Origin of the sequence: Flavobacterium succinicans (genome assembly GCF_001662485.1) — a bacterium.
GTDB lineage: Bacteria > Bacteroidota > Bacteroidia > Flavobacteriales > Flavobacteriaceae > Flavobacterium > Flavobacterium succinicans_A.
This window is the reverse complement of sequence record NZ_JMTM01000046.1, coordinates 38172-53487: the sequence shown is the minus strand read 5'-3', so window position 1 is coordinate 53487 and position 15316 is coordinate 38172. Positions and strand designations below refer to the sequence as shown.

The following is a 15316-nucleotide window of genomic DNA, read 5'->3' as shown; positions in this document are numbered from 1 at the left end:
ATGTCACAAAAAATATTATTAGACAAAATCAATATTCCAGGAATAAAAACCTACGAAGTCTATCGTGCAAATGGTGGCTATACTTCTGTTGAAAAAGCTTTAAAAACCTTAACTCCTGATGAAGTTGTAGAGGAAGTAAAAACGTCTGGTTTAAGAGGTCGTGGTGGAGCAGGATTCCCAGCGGGTATGAAGTGGAGTTTTATTGATAAAAAATCAGGAAAACCACGCCATTTAGTTTGTAATGCAGACGAATCTGAGCCAGGAACCTTCAAAGATCGTTTCTTGATGGAATATATTCCTCACTTATTAATTGAAGGAATGATTACCTCTAGTTATGCACTAGGCGCTAATTTATCCTACATCTACATTCGTGGTGAATACATGTGGGTTTACAAAATCTTAGAACGCGCCATTGCTGAAGCTAAAGCTGCTGGATGGTTGGGTAAAAATATACTAGGAACAGGCTATGATTTAGACCTGTATGTACAAATTGGTGGTGGAGCCTATATCTGTGGTGAAGAAACAGCACTTATAGAATCTTTAGAAGGAAAACGTGGTAATCCACGTATCAAACCACCTTTCCCTGCGGTTTCTGGTCTTTGGGCTAATCCAACCGTTGTGAACAATGTGGAAACTATTTCAGCCGTGCCGTGGATTATTAACAATTCTGGTGCTGATTATGCCAAAATAGGTATTGGAAGATCTACAGGAACCAAATTAATCTCCGCTTCTGGACATATCAAAAATCCTGGGGTTTACGAAATCGAACTAGGATTAAGCGTATACGAATTCATGAATTCTGATGAGTATTTAGGAGGAATGAGTTCTGACCGTCCTTTGAAAGCATTTGTGCCAGGAGGAAGTTCTGTGCCAATTTTGCCAGCTAACTTAATTTACAAAACCGCTGCAGGTGAAGACCGATTGATGACTTATGAGTCATTGAGTGATGGTGGTTTTGCTACAGGATCTATGTTAGGTTCTGGTGGATTCATCGTGTATAATGACACTAGTTGTATTGTTAGAAATACTTGGAATTTCTCTCGTTTCTATCACCATGAAAGTTGTGGACAATGTACACCTTGCCGTGAAGGAACTGGTTGGTTAGAAAAAGTATTGCACCGTATCGAAAACGGGCACGGACGCGAAGAAGACATTGATTTGTTGTTGAGTATTCAGAGCAAAATCGAAGGAAATACTATTTGTCCATTAGGTGATGCTGCTTCTTGGCCTGTAGCTGCGGCTATTCGTCATTTTAGAGACGAATTTGAATACCATATTCGTTTCCCAGAAAAAATAAAAAACAGAGATCATTTTGTTGCCGAACCATTCGAACAGGTTAAGCACTTAGTTGGTAAAGTAACCTTATAGTTAAAAGTTAAAAAATCAAAAAAGTATTTTTTTGACATTAAGACCAAAAAAAATGAAAGTAACAATAGACGGTCAGTCCATAGAAGTAGAACCAGGAACAACGATCCTTCAAGCCGCTCGTATGATTGGTGGAGATGTAGTTCCGCCAGCGATGTGTTATTATTCGAAATTAAAAGGGAGCGGTGGTAAATGCCGTTGTTGTTTAGTTGAAGTATCCAAAGGAAGTGAAGCTGACCCAAGGCCAATGCCAAAATTAATGGCCTCTTGTGTAACAGGCTGTATGGACGGAATGGAAGTAAACAGCAAATCTTCTGAAAGAGTTACAGAAGCAAGAAAAGCGGTAACGGAGTTTTTACTCATCAACCACCCATTAGATTGCCCAATATGTGACCAAGCAGGAGAATGTGATTTACAGAACTTAAGCTTTGAACACGGAAAATCTCAAACTCGTTATATTGAAGAAAAAAGAACATTTGAACCTGAAAATATTGGTCCAAATATTCAACTACATATGAATCGTTGCATTTTGTGCCAAAGATGTGTACAAGTTGCCGACCAACTAACAGACAATCGCGTACACGGTGTATTAGACAGAGGAGACCATGCTAATATCTCTACTTGTATTTCTAAAGCGATTGACAATGAATTCTCAGGAAACATGATTGATGTGTGCCCTGTTGGAGCGTTAACTGACAAAACCTTCCGTTTCAAATCGAGAGTTTGGTTTAATAAACCTTATAATGCACATAGAGAATGTACAACTCCTGGATGTTGTGGAAAAACAACCGTTTGGATGTTTGGTGGAGAAATTCAACGTGTGACAGGAAGAAAAGATATATACCACGAAGTAGAAGAGTTCATTTGTAACACTTGTCGTTTTGATAAGAAAGATGTAAATGATTGGGTAATTGAAGGACCAAGAGTTTTTGAAAAAGATTCTGTTATCAACCAAAACAATTACACCAAAACAGAAAAAGTAATCATCAATACAGAAGAAAATATCTTGTTAGGTAGAGCTCAAGACCGTAAAAAAATCAGTATGGCTGAGATTGATTACAATGAAAAAATTGATGGCAACTTAATAGATTCGAACAAAAATGGATAGTACTTTTATAATAGAAAAAAGTGTTGTAATCGTAGTTGTATTTGCAATTACTATGCTTGTGGCTATGTATTCTACATGGGCAGAACGTAAAGTTGCAGCATTTTTACAAGACCGTGTAGGTCCAAACAGAGCTGGATGGGGTGGTTTATTTCAACCTTTGGCAGATGGTTTGAAACTTTTTGCTAAAGAAGAATTTGAGCCTAATACGCCAAACCGCTTTTTGTTTTTTGTAGGTCCTGGTATTGCCATGGGAACTGCTTTAATGACAAGTGCTGTTATTCCTTGGGGCGACCGTTTGCATCTTTTTGGAAAAGACATTTTACTACAAGCTACTGATATTAATATTGGCCTTTTATACTTTTTTGGAGTAGTTTCAATTGGGGTATACGGAATCATGATTGGTGGATGGGCTTCTAATAATAAATTCTCATTGATGGGTGCTGTTCGTGCGGCTTCTCAAATGGTATCATACGAGGTGGCTATGGGATTATCCATGATTGCTTTATTGATGATGACAGGAACTTTGAGTTTAAGAGAAATTTCGGCTCAACAAGCAGGAATGAATTGGAATGTATTTTATCAACCCTTATCGTTCTTAATCTTTTTGATTTGTGCTTTTGCAGAAAGTAACCGTACACCATTTGACTTACCAGAATGTGAAAGTGAATTGATTGGTGGTTACCATACGGAATATTCATCTATGAAAATGGGATTCTACTTGTTTGCTGAATATGCTAATATGTTTATCTCATCGACTATATTGTCTATTTTGTTCTTTGGTGGCTACAATTATCCAGGAATGGCGTATGCTGTTGAAAACTGGGGCGTGAATATTGGTAATATTATCGGAATAGTTGTTTTATTTGCAAAAATATTCGGATTCATCTTTTTCTACATGTGGGTAAGATGGACAATCCCTAGATTTAGATACGACCAATTGATGCACTTAGGTTGGAGAATTTTGATTCCACTTTCGATTATCAATATTATCATAACTGGAATTGTTATTTTGAGAGCAGATATTGCTGCTTATTTAGGATTCTAATTTAATTACGAAGAGCCCTAGCCCTGATAGTAGCGGCATCCTTTTGTTTTTTTCTTTAAAAAACAAAAGATATAGCGGATAGCAGGATTAGCTTTAAATAAAAAGAAAAAATGTCAATAGAAACTATATCATTATCGGGTAGAAAAAAGATGGTTTCCAATAAGGAGATGACCTTTTTGGAGCGTATGTATCTTGTGGCGATTGTAAAGGGTTTAATCATTACAATCCAACACTTCTTTAAAAAGAAAGCCACAATTCATTACCCAGAGCAAGTGCGTACTATGAGTCCAGTTTACAGAGGACAGCACATGTTGAAAAGAGATGAACAAGGCAGAGAAAACTGTACTGCGTGTGGATTATGTGCGTTATCATGTCCTGCTGAAGCCATTACGATGAAAGCAGCAGAGCGTAAGGCAGATGAAAAACACTTGTATCGCGAAGAAAAATATGCCGAAATCTACGAAATCAATATGTTGCGTTGTATTTTCTGTGGTTTGTGCGAAGAGGCTTGTCCTAAAGATGCTATTTATTTAACTATTTCAAAAGAGTTAGTTCCTGCTAATTACGATAGAGAAGACTTTATTTTTGGAAAAGATAAATTGGTAATGCCTTTAGAAATGGCGATTAAAAATACTCAACTTCAAAACGCTAACTAATGTCTACAGTACTCCTCGTTTTTTGCCTGTTAGGCTTTATTACATTGGCCAGTGCCTTTCTAACGGTTTTTAGCCGTAATCCAATACATAGTGCTATTTACTTAGTGATTTGTTTCTTCTCGATTGCAGGTCATTATTTATTATTGAATGCTCAATTTTTAGCCATAGTTCATATCATTGTTTACTCTGGTGCGATAATGATTTTGTTCTTATTTACAATCATGTTAATGAATTTGAATAAGGAAGATGAAGTACATAAACCAAGAATTACACGTTTAGGTGCAATTGTTTCGTTTTGTTTAGTATGCTTGGTATTGATTGCCATTTTTACCAATTCAAAACCAATCGTTGGAGAATATGTAGCTACTGGTGAAGATTACCAATCCATCAATGTTTTGGGTAAAATTCTATTAAACGAATATATGGTTCCGTTTGAATTCGCCTCTATTTTATTATTGACAGCTATGATAGGAACGGTTCTATTGTCTAAAAAAGAAAAATTAGAAAAGTAAGATGAATAATATTTTAAACCAGATTGGTATCGAAAACTACATCTTTTTGAGTGTCATACTTTTTTGTATCGGCATCTTTGGAGTTTTATACAGACGAAATGCCATCATTGTTTTCATGTCGATTGAGATTATGTTGAATGCCGTGAATTTACTTTTTGTAGCTTTCTCCACATATCACCAAGATGCGCAAGGACAAGTTTTTGTGTTTTTCTCAATGGCGGTAGCGGCAGCAGAAGTAGCTGTTGGACTTGCGATTTTAGTTTCTATTTTTAGAAATCTAGGGTCGATTAGTATCGATAATTTAAAAAACTTAAAAGGATAAATGGAAATGAATACCAACATAGCATTAGTCTTAGTTCTAGCTCCTTTAGTAGGCTTTTTAATCAATGTGTTTTTTGGAAAAAATTTAGGAAAAACAGTTTCGGGAGCTCTTGGAACACTTTCAGTATTTGTGTCTTTCATTGGAGCTTGCTACTTTTTTGGCGGTCTCTCAGCTTCAAAAGAAGCAATACAAATTTCATTATTTGATTGGATTCAGATAGGAACATTTAAAATTGATTTAGGTTTTTTAATTGACCAACTTTCAGTATTATGGTTGCTTTTTGTAACAGGTATTGGTTCGTTGATACATTTATATTCTATTAGTTATATGCACGATGATGAAAATATGCACAAGTTTTTTGCCTATTTGAATCTGTTTGTGTTTTTCATGATTACTCTTGTTATTGGAAGTAACTTATTGGTTTTATTCATCGGATGGGAAGGCGTTGGACTTTGCTCCTACTTACTTATTGGTTTTTGGTATAAAAATCAAGACTACAATGATGCTGCCAAAAAAGCTTTCATTATGAACAGAATTGGTGACTTAGGGTTATTGATTGGAATCTTTATTTTAGGAAGACAATTCAATACTTTAGATTACACTTCTTTAAAAACTATTATTTCTGGTGCTTCAGAACTTAACTTATACGCTGTTGCAGTAGCTGCTTTTGCTCTATTTATTGGAGCTTGTGGTAAATCGGCACAAATTCCGTTGTACACTTGGTTACCTGATGCGATGGCTGGACCAACACCAGTTTCAGCTTTGATTCACGCTGCAACAATGGTAACTGCGGGTATCTTTATGATTACTCGTTTGAATTTTATCTTTGATTTAGCTCCAGACGTTCAAAACATCATTGCAATTGTGGGTGCTATAACTTCTCTTGTAGCAGCAACTATTGGATTAGCACAAAATGATATCAAAAAAGTATTGGCGTATTCTACCGTTTCTCAATTGGGATTAATGTTCTTGGCTTTGGGATTAGGTGCTTATGAAGTAGCCGTTTTCCATGTTATCACTCATGCTTTTTTCAAAGCTTGTTTGTTCTTAGGTTCTGGTTCTGTAATTCATGCTTTACACGGGGAACAAGACATGCGCAATATGGGTGGTTTACGTAAAGTTATGCCAGTAACTTTCATCACTATGTTGGTGTCTTCTCTAGCAATTTCAGGTGTTCCTTTGTTTTCAGGATTTTTCTCTAAAGATGAGATTTTGTTAACTGCTTTTCACCACAACATTCCTTTATGGGTAATTGGTTCTGTGGCGTCTATTATGACTGCTTTTTATATGTTCCGTTTGCTTTTCTTAACTTTCTTCAAGGAGTTTAGAGGAACCGAAGAACAAAAACATCACTTACACGAAAGTCCAGCCTTGATTACTGTGCCTTTGATTATTTTAGCCATTTTGGCCACTTTTGGTGGATTGATAAGCTTACCTGGAAATAGCTGGTTGAACCATTATTTAATTCCGATACTACCTAAATTAGCAACTGCTGAACATCATTTAGGTACAACAGAATATGCATTAATGGCTATTGCAGTGATTGGAGGAATTGTAGGTATTGCAATTGCTTACTTCAAATACATCAAAAATGATACAGTACCGCCAGCGGATGCTGAAATCACTGGATTTACAAAAGTCGTATACAACAAATATTATGTTGATGAGTTGTATGATACGCTTTTTGTAAAAACAACTAATGCTTTGTCTCACTTCTTTAGAGATTATGTTGAAACAGGTATCTCTAGCTTTGTTTTTGGTCTTGGAAAAGTAACTAACGAATTAGGATTTTATGGAAGAAAAGTACAAAATGGAAGTGTAGGTTTATATCTTTTCGCTTTTGTTTTGGGGCTTTGCGCGATTATTTCCTTTTTATTTTTAGCACAATAATACACACATACTATGAACGTATCTCTTATATTACTATTACTTTTAATTGGCGCTTTAGTCACTTATTTGGCTGGTGACAAACTCGCTTCAAAGGTAGCCTTGTTGTTTGGACTAGGTACATTTGGAGCCTCTATTGTGCTTTTGAATCAGTATAATGCAGGTGAAAACATTAGTTTAATAGCGAACTGGATTAATCAACCTAAAGTGGTTTTTGCTCTAAAGGCAGATGGATTATCATTAGCAATGCTATTATTAACTACAGCATTAACTCCTATAATTATTTATTCTTCTTTTGGAAATGACCTAAAAAATGCCAAGTCATTTTATGCCTTAGTTTTGTTTATGGCTTTTGCAATGGTAGGTACGTTTTTAGCTTCAGACGGACTATTGTACTACATCTTTTGGGAATTAGCTTTATTACCTATTTACTTTATTGCTTTAGTATGGGGTAATGGTGATGCTGAGGAACGCAAAAAAGCAGTAGTTAAATTCTTTATCTATACCCTTGCAGGTTCCTTGTTTATGTTGGTTGCCTTTGTTTATATGTACCAACAAGCGGGAAGCTTTTTACTAGAAGATTTATATAAATTAAACTTAACTGCTTCTGAACAAAAATGGATTTTCCTAGCTTTCTTCGGAGCTTATGCTATCAAAATACCATTAATTCCTTTTCATACTTGGCAAGCTAATGTGTACCAAAAAGCACCAACTGTTGGTACCATGTTACTTTCAGGTATTATGCTAAAAATGGGATTATACAGCGTTCTGCGTTGGCAATTGCCTCTATCTAGAATTGCAGCTAAAGAATATATGCCAATTTTTATCGCTATCGGTATTGCTGGTGTTGTTTATGGCTCAATTGTAGCGCTAAGACAAAAGGATTTAAAAAAATTATTGGCTTATTCTTCCTTAGCTCACGTTGGGTTAATCGCTGCTGGAGCTTACACTTTAACCATCGATGGATTTAGAGGTGCTGTTTTGCAAATGATTGCTCACGGATTTGTAGTGGTAGGTCTTTTCTTTGCTACTGAAATCATTTACAGAAGATATGAAACAAGAGCCATTTCAGAAATGGGAGGCATTCGTGCATTAGCACCAAAATTTACCTCTTTGTTTTTAATTTTAGTTTTGGCCTCTGTTGCTTTACCAACTACTTTCAACTTTGTTGGGGAATTTACAGTTTTGTATAGCTTATCTCAAATCAACATTTGGTTTGCCATCTTGGGTGGTACAACCATTATTTTTGGAGCTTATTATATGCTTAAAATGTTCCAATATGTTATGCTTGGTGAAACAAATACCAAAACGTTTTATCCTCTTTCATTAAGCGAAACCATAACGTTACTAAGTATAGTTGCTGTACTGTTCTTTTTTGGATTGTATCCAAAACCAATTACAGACTTAATCACACCAAGTCTAGAAGAAATTTTAAATCAAATCAATAAGATTTAGGAATTTAATAATTAGGAATTAGGATTTTTTAAAAATGACAAAAGAGGAACTTAAAAATAGAACCAAACAATTTGCTTTGGATGTTTTTAAATTTTTAATGACTCTTGAGAAAACAAAAGCAAATGATGTAGTCTCTTTTCAACTTTTTAAATCATCATCATCAGTTGCAGCAAATTATAGAGCTGTTTGTAGAGGAAAATCAGATGCTGATTTTTTAAACAAACTAAAAATTGTAGATGAAGAAGCAGATGAAAGTTTGTTTTGGTTAGAATTTATAAAGGGTTTAGAAGTACCTTGTGATAAAACAGTATTAGATTCACTAATAAAAGAAGCAAATGAATTAGTATCAATTTTTTCAGCTGCCATAAAAACAATAAAAGAAAAAAATAACAGTAAAAAATAGGGCTTTTGAGATGGTGAATTAAGTGTTACATTTAAATCCTAAATCAAAAATCCTGAATCAAAAAATCAAAAATGAATACATTAATAGCTATAATAGGATTAGGTGTTTTATGCCTTTTATTTGAAATTCTTGATTTCAGAAAAGCAATTATTCCTGTAACCATCATTGGATTATTAGGTGTACTTGGCTTAACCGTTGCCGATTACAATGCACCTGCTTCTTATTACAACAATATGATTTCGGTCAATAATTTCTCTGTTACTTTTTCGAGTTTATTTATTGTGCTTACCATATTTCTAGTGGCATTAAGCCATAATTTTTACGAAAATCATCAGTCAAAATTATCTGATTTTATTGCCATAAAAATATTCTTATTATCAGGGGCTGTTGCTATGGTTTCTTTTGGAAACTTAGCTATGTTCTTCTTAGGCATTGAAGTTTTATCTATTTCATTATACATTCTTGCTGCAAGTAATCGTATGAACTTGAAAAGTAATGAAGCTGGTATGAAATACTTTTTGATGGGTTCTTTTGCTTCTGGAATTATTCTTTTTGGTATTTGCCTTGTTTACGGCGCTATGGGAAGCTTTGATGTTTCAGAAATAAGTCAAATGTCTCAATCTGCTGAATTACCTATATGGTTCCCAATTGGTATCATTTTATTGAGCATTGGTATGTTATTTAAAATTGCAGCTGTACCATTCCATTTTTGGGCACCAGATGTTTATGAAGGTTCTCCATCAATGACTACCGCGACGATGAGTACGTTGGCAAAAGTTGTGGCAATGGCTACATTTTTCAAATTACTAACGGCTTTGAATGCCGATTTAAATTATAACTTCCAATTGGTGATTGTTATTATTTCTATTGCTTCAATGACAGTAGGTAACATAATGGCTTTAAAACAAAGCAATGTAAAACGTATGTTGGCCTTTTCAGGTATATCACACGCTGGTTTTATGATTATGACTTTGTTAAGTGTAGGAACTTCTGCTGGAAGTTTATTGTACTATGCTACTGCTTATTCTTTGGCTGGTATTGGTGCTTTTAGCGTGCTATTTTACGTATGCAAAAACCAAAACAACGAAGACATTACCAATTTCCAAGGTTTAGGTAAAACCAATCCGCTATTGGCAGCTGTTTTAACAGGTTCATTATTGTCTATGGCAGGAATTCCTATTTTTTCTGGTTTCTTCGCTAAATTGGCTTTATTCAACCAAACAATTGATGCTGGTTACTTAGTTGTCGTAATTGTTGCCGTAATCAACTCTATCATAAGTGTGGGGTATTACTTCAAATTAATTTTGGCGATGTACAGCAAAGAGCCAAACGAAACTAGAACTGGAAAACCATTCTTGATTTATGCTGTGGCCATTCTTTCATTGTTATTGAACATAGCGTTAGGACTTTTCCCTTCCCTAGTAATGGATTTGATTTAAAACCCAATTCAATATAAATTGCAACCGTCTCCAATGTACTTTTGAGACGGTTTTTTTTATAATAAATAGTTTAACCTAGATTCCGCATTAGAAATCTACTACAACTAAATTCTTCTTCAAAACCAAGAACTTACTCCCATTTTTAAATTCAAAATACAAAAGTATTACATCTTCAAAAATAGTCCGTGAGCTCTTGCTTTTATTGAATAATTCAGTTTCGCTACGAAATCTAATGCAGATTCTAGATTTAAAAACGAAGCTTTGCTTTGAAATCAGTTATTTTTGTATCACTAAATAAAATAAAATGTCATCAATAATAAACATACAAATTTGGTCTGATATTATGTGTCCGTTTTGCTACATCGGAAAACGAAGACTAGAATCAGCCATTGCACAATTCGAATTTAAAAATGCCGTAACTATCGAGTGGAAAAGTTTTCAATTAGACGCTAACTTCGTTGCCACGAAAGAAGATAGTTTGGTTGAACATTTAGCAGAAAAATACAGAAAAGATACCGATTGGGCACAACAAATGCTCGATGATATGACACAGAATGCTAAAAACGCTGGTCTGGATTTTCACTTTGAAAAAGCTAAAATGGCAAATTCCTATAATGCACATCGTTTATTGCATTTGGCCAAAGAAAAAGAAGTCGCCGATTCGTTAAAAGAGTTGTTATTCAAAGCCTATCTTACCGACGGATTGGACATCAACAACATTGCCGTACTAACTGCTTTAGGCAAAGAAGTTGGATTGGAAGAAGAAAGTATCAACTCAGTCCTCTCCTCAGATAAGTTCGGTGATGCCGTTAGAAAAGACCAACAAGAAGCACAAGCTATAGGCGTACAAGGAGTTCCCTTTTTTGTTTTGAATAATAAATATGCCATTTCTGGAGCGCAATATCCAGAAACTTTTCTGAATGCCTTGAAACAAATTTGGGAAGAAGTAGAAAATACCAGCATCAACACAGAAGCAGATAACTCTTGTTGTGGCATAGACGGATGTAATTAAAAGATAATGGATATAAAAGATAAAACAATCCGCTGGGGAATCATTGGTTGCGGTAATGTAACCGAAATCAAAAGTAGTCCCGCCTATCAAAAAATAGAAGGATTTACCATCGGAGCCGTGATGCGTCGTGATGAAGAAAAAGCGGCTGATTATGCCAAAAGACACGGCATAGCCAAATACTACACCGATGCTGATGCCCTAATCAACGACCCTGAAATAGATGCGGTTTATATTGCAACGCCACCAGATGTTCACAAATATTATGGTCTAAAAGTAGCCGAAGCCGGAAAACCCTGTTGCATAGAAAAACCATTGGCACCCAACTATAAAGATTGTGTCACTATCACCGAAGCATTTGCCTCTAAAAACATTCCTCTATTTGTTGCCTATTACAGACGAACTTTGCCAAGATTTGAGCAAATAAGAGAATGGATTAACACAAATAAAATTGGCACGATTAGGCACCTTCATTGGCATTTGAGCAAACCTACCTCAGCACAAGACCTTTCTGGAGATTACAATTGGAGAACCGATAGTAAAATTGCTACAGGAGGCTATTTTGATGATTTGGCCAGTCACGGATTGGATTTGTTTGTGCACTATTTTGGAACCATAACTAATGTTTCGGGAATTAGTCTCAACCAACAAGGATTATACACCGCAAAAGATGCCGCAACCGCTTGTTGGCTGCACGAATCAGGAATCACTGGAAGTGGTTGTTGGAATTTTGGCACCTTAGAACGGGAAGACAAAGTAGAAATTTTTGGAAGCGAGGGCAAAATTGTTTTTTCGGTTTTTGAAAACGAACCTATTCTACTCACAACAACAGAAGGCACAACAGCACATGAAATAGCACACCCAGAAAACATTCAATTGTATCACGTGCAACAAATGAGAGATCACTTGTTAGGTCACTCGCAACATCCATCAACCGGAACAACAGCCACACATACCAACTGGGTCATGGATCAAATTATTGGAAATGAAATATAAAAAATATTTTTTGAGTGTTTTTATATCGCTCTAATCCTATCTATTAACCAAATCAACCATTATGGCAAAACAAAACGGATCCAAAATGTCGGCCTCTAGAAAAAAGGCTTTTGAAAAACTCAATATCAACCCCAACAAAAGAGTCATTTTATGCTTAGATGGTGGCGGGATGAGAGGAATTTTAACCCTTCAACTGCTTAAAAAATTAGAAGCAACCGCTGGCATTCCTTGTTTTGAATTGTTTGATATGGTTTCAGGAACTTCTACCGGAGGCATCATCTCGGGACTCATAGCTTCTGGCTATACCGCTACGATGATAGAAGAGAAATACAGTACACTAATCGAAGAAGTATTTGACAAAAAACCCTTGGGCGACCGTTTTGTAAATCCGCCAAAATACCTAAAAGGCAATTACCGAAAGTTACTTTTTAAAGAAATTCAAAACACTACATTAGCCGAAAGTTGTGCCAAAACCGATATTGATTTGATGATTACGGCGCACGATATGACCGCTTCAGAAGAAACTTTTTTTAGTTGTTTCAAACAAAAAGACGGTAGCTTTTATGGCACCTACAAAGACGTATTACTCCGTGCCGTACTCGAAGCCACGATGAGTGCTCCTACTTATTTCAATCCACTTGAACGTTTTGTAGATGGTGGAACGACTACCTACAACAATCCTGTACTTGCTGGATTTATGGAAGCTATTTCCTATAGCTTTCCCAAAGGAAAAGAAGAAGATTCCGCTTATGATATCACCAAATTATGCATTTTCAGTTTTGGTACCGGAATCTCCAGACAATTTGTACAACCCGATGCTACGCTCAAAATTAAAGGTTTGGATATTAAATTTTGGTTGGAATGGCTGATGACACAAATGGGTCAAGATTCTAGCGCTATGCAAGTAAACACCTTACGCTCTCCGATGATTAATAAAATTATTGATTTTCGCCGATTCCAAATTTCATTAGACCCTCTCTCTATCAAAAAAATACCGAATACCGACGGATTAGACCCCAAAAAATATCCTTCAAAATGGTTGCACGATGTAGATCATTCCATCTTGAACTCAATTGATATGGCCGATATTAATCGTTTTGATTTGATGCAAGTCATTGGTCAACAAATGGCCGAATACATCATTCAAAAAGGCGGCGCTTATAAGAAAGATTTGGTCGACAGCAACAACAACGACGCTTTGGTGACTACATTTGGCGACATCGAAAGGATTCAAAAACAAATGAGCGACCCCAATTGGTTGGATAATTTTCACCCCTAAAAGGAGTGGTTGTAACTTATCAACAGCTACAAAAAATTAACTATCGTTAGCTACTTACGGCAGTTCGAATGCTGTAAATTTGTGCTATGTATGCTTTAGTCGATTGTAATAATTTCTATGCTTCTTGTGAACGTGTTTTTCAGCCGAAATTCAACGGAAAACCGGTTGCGATATTATCCAACAACGATGGTTGTGTGATTTCTAGAAGTAATGAAGCCAAAGCGGTTGGCATTCCTATGGGTGCACCTGCCTTCCAAATTAAAGACCTAATTAAAGAGAAAGAGGTCGCTGTCTTTTCCTCCAATTATCCTTTGTACGGTGATTTGAGTAATCGAGTGATGAACATATTGAATCAGTTCACACCGAATATAGAAATTTACAGTATAGACGAAGCCTTCCTGAATTTTGATGGCCTTTCGATTGAGGACTACCACAGCTACGGCCTTCAGATGAAAACCCGAGTACAAAAATGGGTGGGAATTCCGGTCAGCATTGGCTTTGCCAAAACCAAAGCACTCTCTAAAGTCGCTAATAAAATTGCTAAAAAATTTCAAGATCGCACCCAAGGCGCCTATGTTATTGACTCCGAAGAAAAACGCATCAAAGCCCTAAAATGGACCAAAATTGAAGACGTTTGGGGCATTGGGTATCGTACCACCAAAAAAGCCAAACTGCGCAACATACAAACCGCATTGGATTTTATACAACCGCAACACGAAGCTTGGATTAAGAAAGAAATGGGCGTTATTGGCCTTAGATTAAAACAGGAATTAGAAGGCAAATCCGTATTAGATTTAGAACCTGTTGTGCTTCAAAAAAAGAGCATTGCCACTACTAGAAGCTTTCCAAAACAAATCGCGGAATTTGATTTACTTAGAGAACGTATCGCAACTTTTGCCGCAGTTTGTGCCGAAAAATTACGCAAACAACATTCCTGTTGCCATAGCATTATCGTAATGTTGGTCATTGACAAGCACTCGGTCAACGCCTCAAAATACTATTTCAACAAAGCCATAACATTACCCTACGCAAGCAATTCTACACTAACAATTTCAAACGCGGCCATCGCATTGCTGAAAGAATTGCACCGAGGTAACGAAGGCATTAAGTTCAAAAAAGCGGGAGTAATTGTCACCGAACTGATTGACGAAAACAAAAAACAACTGCATTTATTCGAAGAAGAAAACCCAAAACATTTGGCTCTGATGCAAACCATCGACCAACTGAATCGTAAAATTGGAATGACCAAGGTCAAATTGGCTACCCAAAATTTGAGTCTGACCTGGAACATGAATCAAAATCATTTGTCACCAAAATACACCACAAAGTTTAAAGAAATACTCGAAATACAATGTCTGTAAACAAAGAACAAAAGCTCACTTTCTTCCGTCCAGACTTCGAAAGTGAACTTCGAATACCGTATATCAATGAGGGCGTTTCGGCAGGATTTCCTTCGCCGGCGGCAGATTTTATGGAAACCAACATTGATTTGAACAAAGAATTGAGCGAAAATCCATTGGCTACATTTTACATTAAAGTCAAAGGCAATTCTATGATTGATGCTGGTATCAATGACAAAGATGTATTGGTCGTTGACCGAAGTTTGGAACCCAAAAACAATAAAATTGCAATTTGTTGCATTGACGGCGAATTTACCGTAAAACGCATTCAAGTCGAGAAGGATTGTATGTATTTGCTGCCCGAAAATCCCAGCTATAAACCCATTCTAGTTACCGAAGAAAACCAATTGATCATTTGGGGTATGGTAACTTATGTGATTAAAAAAGTATAGGCTACAAACCCATTTTAAAAATTACAATGTAATGCTGTTACCAAATAA

General features: G+C 36.0%; 15 protein-coding genes. All 15 read left to right on the top strand.

Going from position 1 to position 15316, the window contains the following annotated elements; genetic code table 11:
* The 15 genes from nuoF (at position 1) to FLB_RS07445 (ending at position 15268) form a co-directional block, all read left to right on the top strand.
* Entirely contained in the window at positions 1–1368 is a 1368-nt protein-coding gene (gene nuoF / locus FLB_RS07515) for an NADH-quinone oxidoreductase subunit NuoF (protein WP_064715347.1), read from the top strand.
* Between the two features lie 52 nt (positions 1369–1420).
* Complete coding sequence (locus FLB_RS07510) at positions 1421–2473, top strand: 2Fe-2S iron-sulfur cluster-binding protein (protein WP_064715346.1); 1053 nt, start codon at positions 1421–1423, stop codon at positions 2471–2473.
* The gene (gene nuoH / locus FLB_RS07505; RefSeq protein WP_064715345.1) at positions 2466–3518 is read left to right on the top strand and encodes an NADH-quinone oxidoreductase subunit NuoH; all 1053 of its coding nucleotides are present in this window, start codon (positions 2466–2468) and stop codon (positions 3516–3518) included. The genes FLB_RS07510 and nuoH overlap by 8 nt, the downstream gene beginning before the upstream one ends.
* A 110-nt stretch (positions 3519–3628) precedes the next feature.
* A complete protein-coding gene (locus FLB_RS07500) occupies positions 3629–4174 on the top strand; it encodes a NuoI/complex I 23 kDa subunit family protein (protein ID WP_064715344.1) in 546 nt (181 codons plus the stop codon).
* A complete protein-coding gene (locus FLB_RS07495; protein WP_064715343.1) occupies positions 4174–4686 on the top strand; it encodes an NADH-quinone oxidoreductase subunit J in 513 nt (170 codons plus the stop codon). The genes FLB_RS07500 and FLB_RS07495 overlap by 1 nt, the downstream gene beginning before the upstream one ends.
* Position 4687: 1 nt before the next feature.
* Complete coding sequence (gene nuoK / locus FLB_RS07490) at positions 4688–5008, top strand: NADH-quinone oxidoreductase subunit NuoK (RefSeq protein ID WP_064715342.1); 321 nt, start codon at positions 4688–4690, stop codon at positions 5006–5008.
* A 6-nt stretch (positions 5009–5014) separates the two neighbouring features.
* On the top strand, positions 5015–6898 hold the full coding sequence (gene nuoL, locus FLB_RS07485; RefSeq protein ID WP_064715598.1) for an NADH-quinone oxidoreductase subunit L: 1884 nt from the start codon (positions 5015–5017) through the stop codon (positions 6896–6898).
* 12 nt (positions 6899–6910) lie between these two features.
* Positions 6911–8350: a NuoM family protein gene (locus FLB_RS07480; protein WP_064715341.1), complete on the top strand. Its 1440-nt coding sequence runs from the start codon at positions 6911–6913 to the stop codon at positions 8348–8350.
* A gap of 34 nt (positions 8351–8384) precedes the next feature.
* Complete coding sequence (locus tag FLB_RS07475) at positions 8385–8753, top strand: four helix bundle protein (protein ID WP_064715340.1); 369 nt, start codon at positions 8385–8387, stop codon at positions 8751–8753.
* A 71-nt stretch (positions 8754–8824) separates the two neighbouring features.
* Positions 8825–10192 carry an NADH-quinone oxidoreductase subunit N gene (locus FLB_RS07470; protein WP_064715339.1) on the top strand — a complete coding sequence of 456 codons (1368 nt, stop codon included), beginning with the start codon at positions 8825–8827 and terminating at the stop codon, positions 10190–10192.
* 304 nt (positions 10193–10496) lie between these two features.
* Positions 10497–11204 carry a DsbA family protein gene (locus FLB_RS07465; protein WP_064715338.1) on the top strand — a complete coding sequence of 236 codons (708 nt, stop codon included), beginning with the start codon at positions 10497–10499 and terminating at the stop codon, positions 11202–11204.
* 6 nt (positions 11205–11210) lie between these two features.
* Positions 11211–12197 (top strand): Gfo/Idh/MocA family protein, encoded by a 987-nt coding sequence (locus FLB_RS07460; protein ID WP_064715337.1) that lies wholly within the window; start codon positions 11211–11213, stop codon positions 12195–12197.
* A gap of 61 nt (positions 12198–12258) precedes the next feature.
* Entirely contained in the window at positions 12259–13476 is a 1218-nt protein-coding gene (locus tag FLB_RS07455; RefSeq protein WP_064715336.1) for a patatin-like phospholipase family protein, read from the top strand.
* An 86-nt stretch (positions 13477–13562) separates the two neighbouring features.
* Positions 13563–14837 (top strand): Y-family DNA polymerase, encoded by a 1275-nt coding sequence (locus FLB_RS07450; protein ID WP_064715335.1) that lies wholly within the window; start codon positions 13563–13565, stop codon positions 14835–14837.
* Positions 14828–15268: a LexA family protein gene (locus FLB_RS07445; RefSeq protein WP_064715334.1), complete on the top strand. Its 441-nt coding sequence runs from the start codon at positions 14828–14830 to the stop codon at positions 15266–15268. Before FLB_RS07450 ends, FLB_RS07445 begins: the two co-directional genes overlap by 10 nt.
* Positions 15269–15316: the final 48 nt, after the last annotated feature.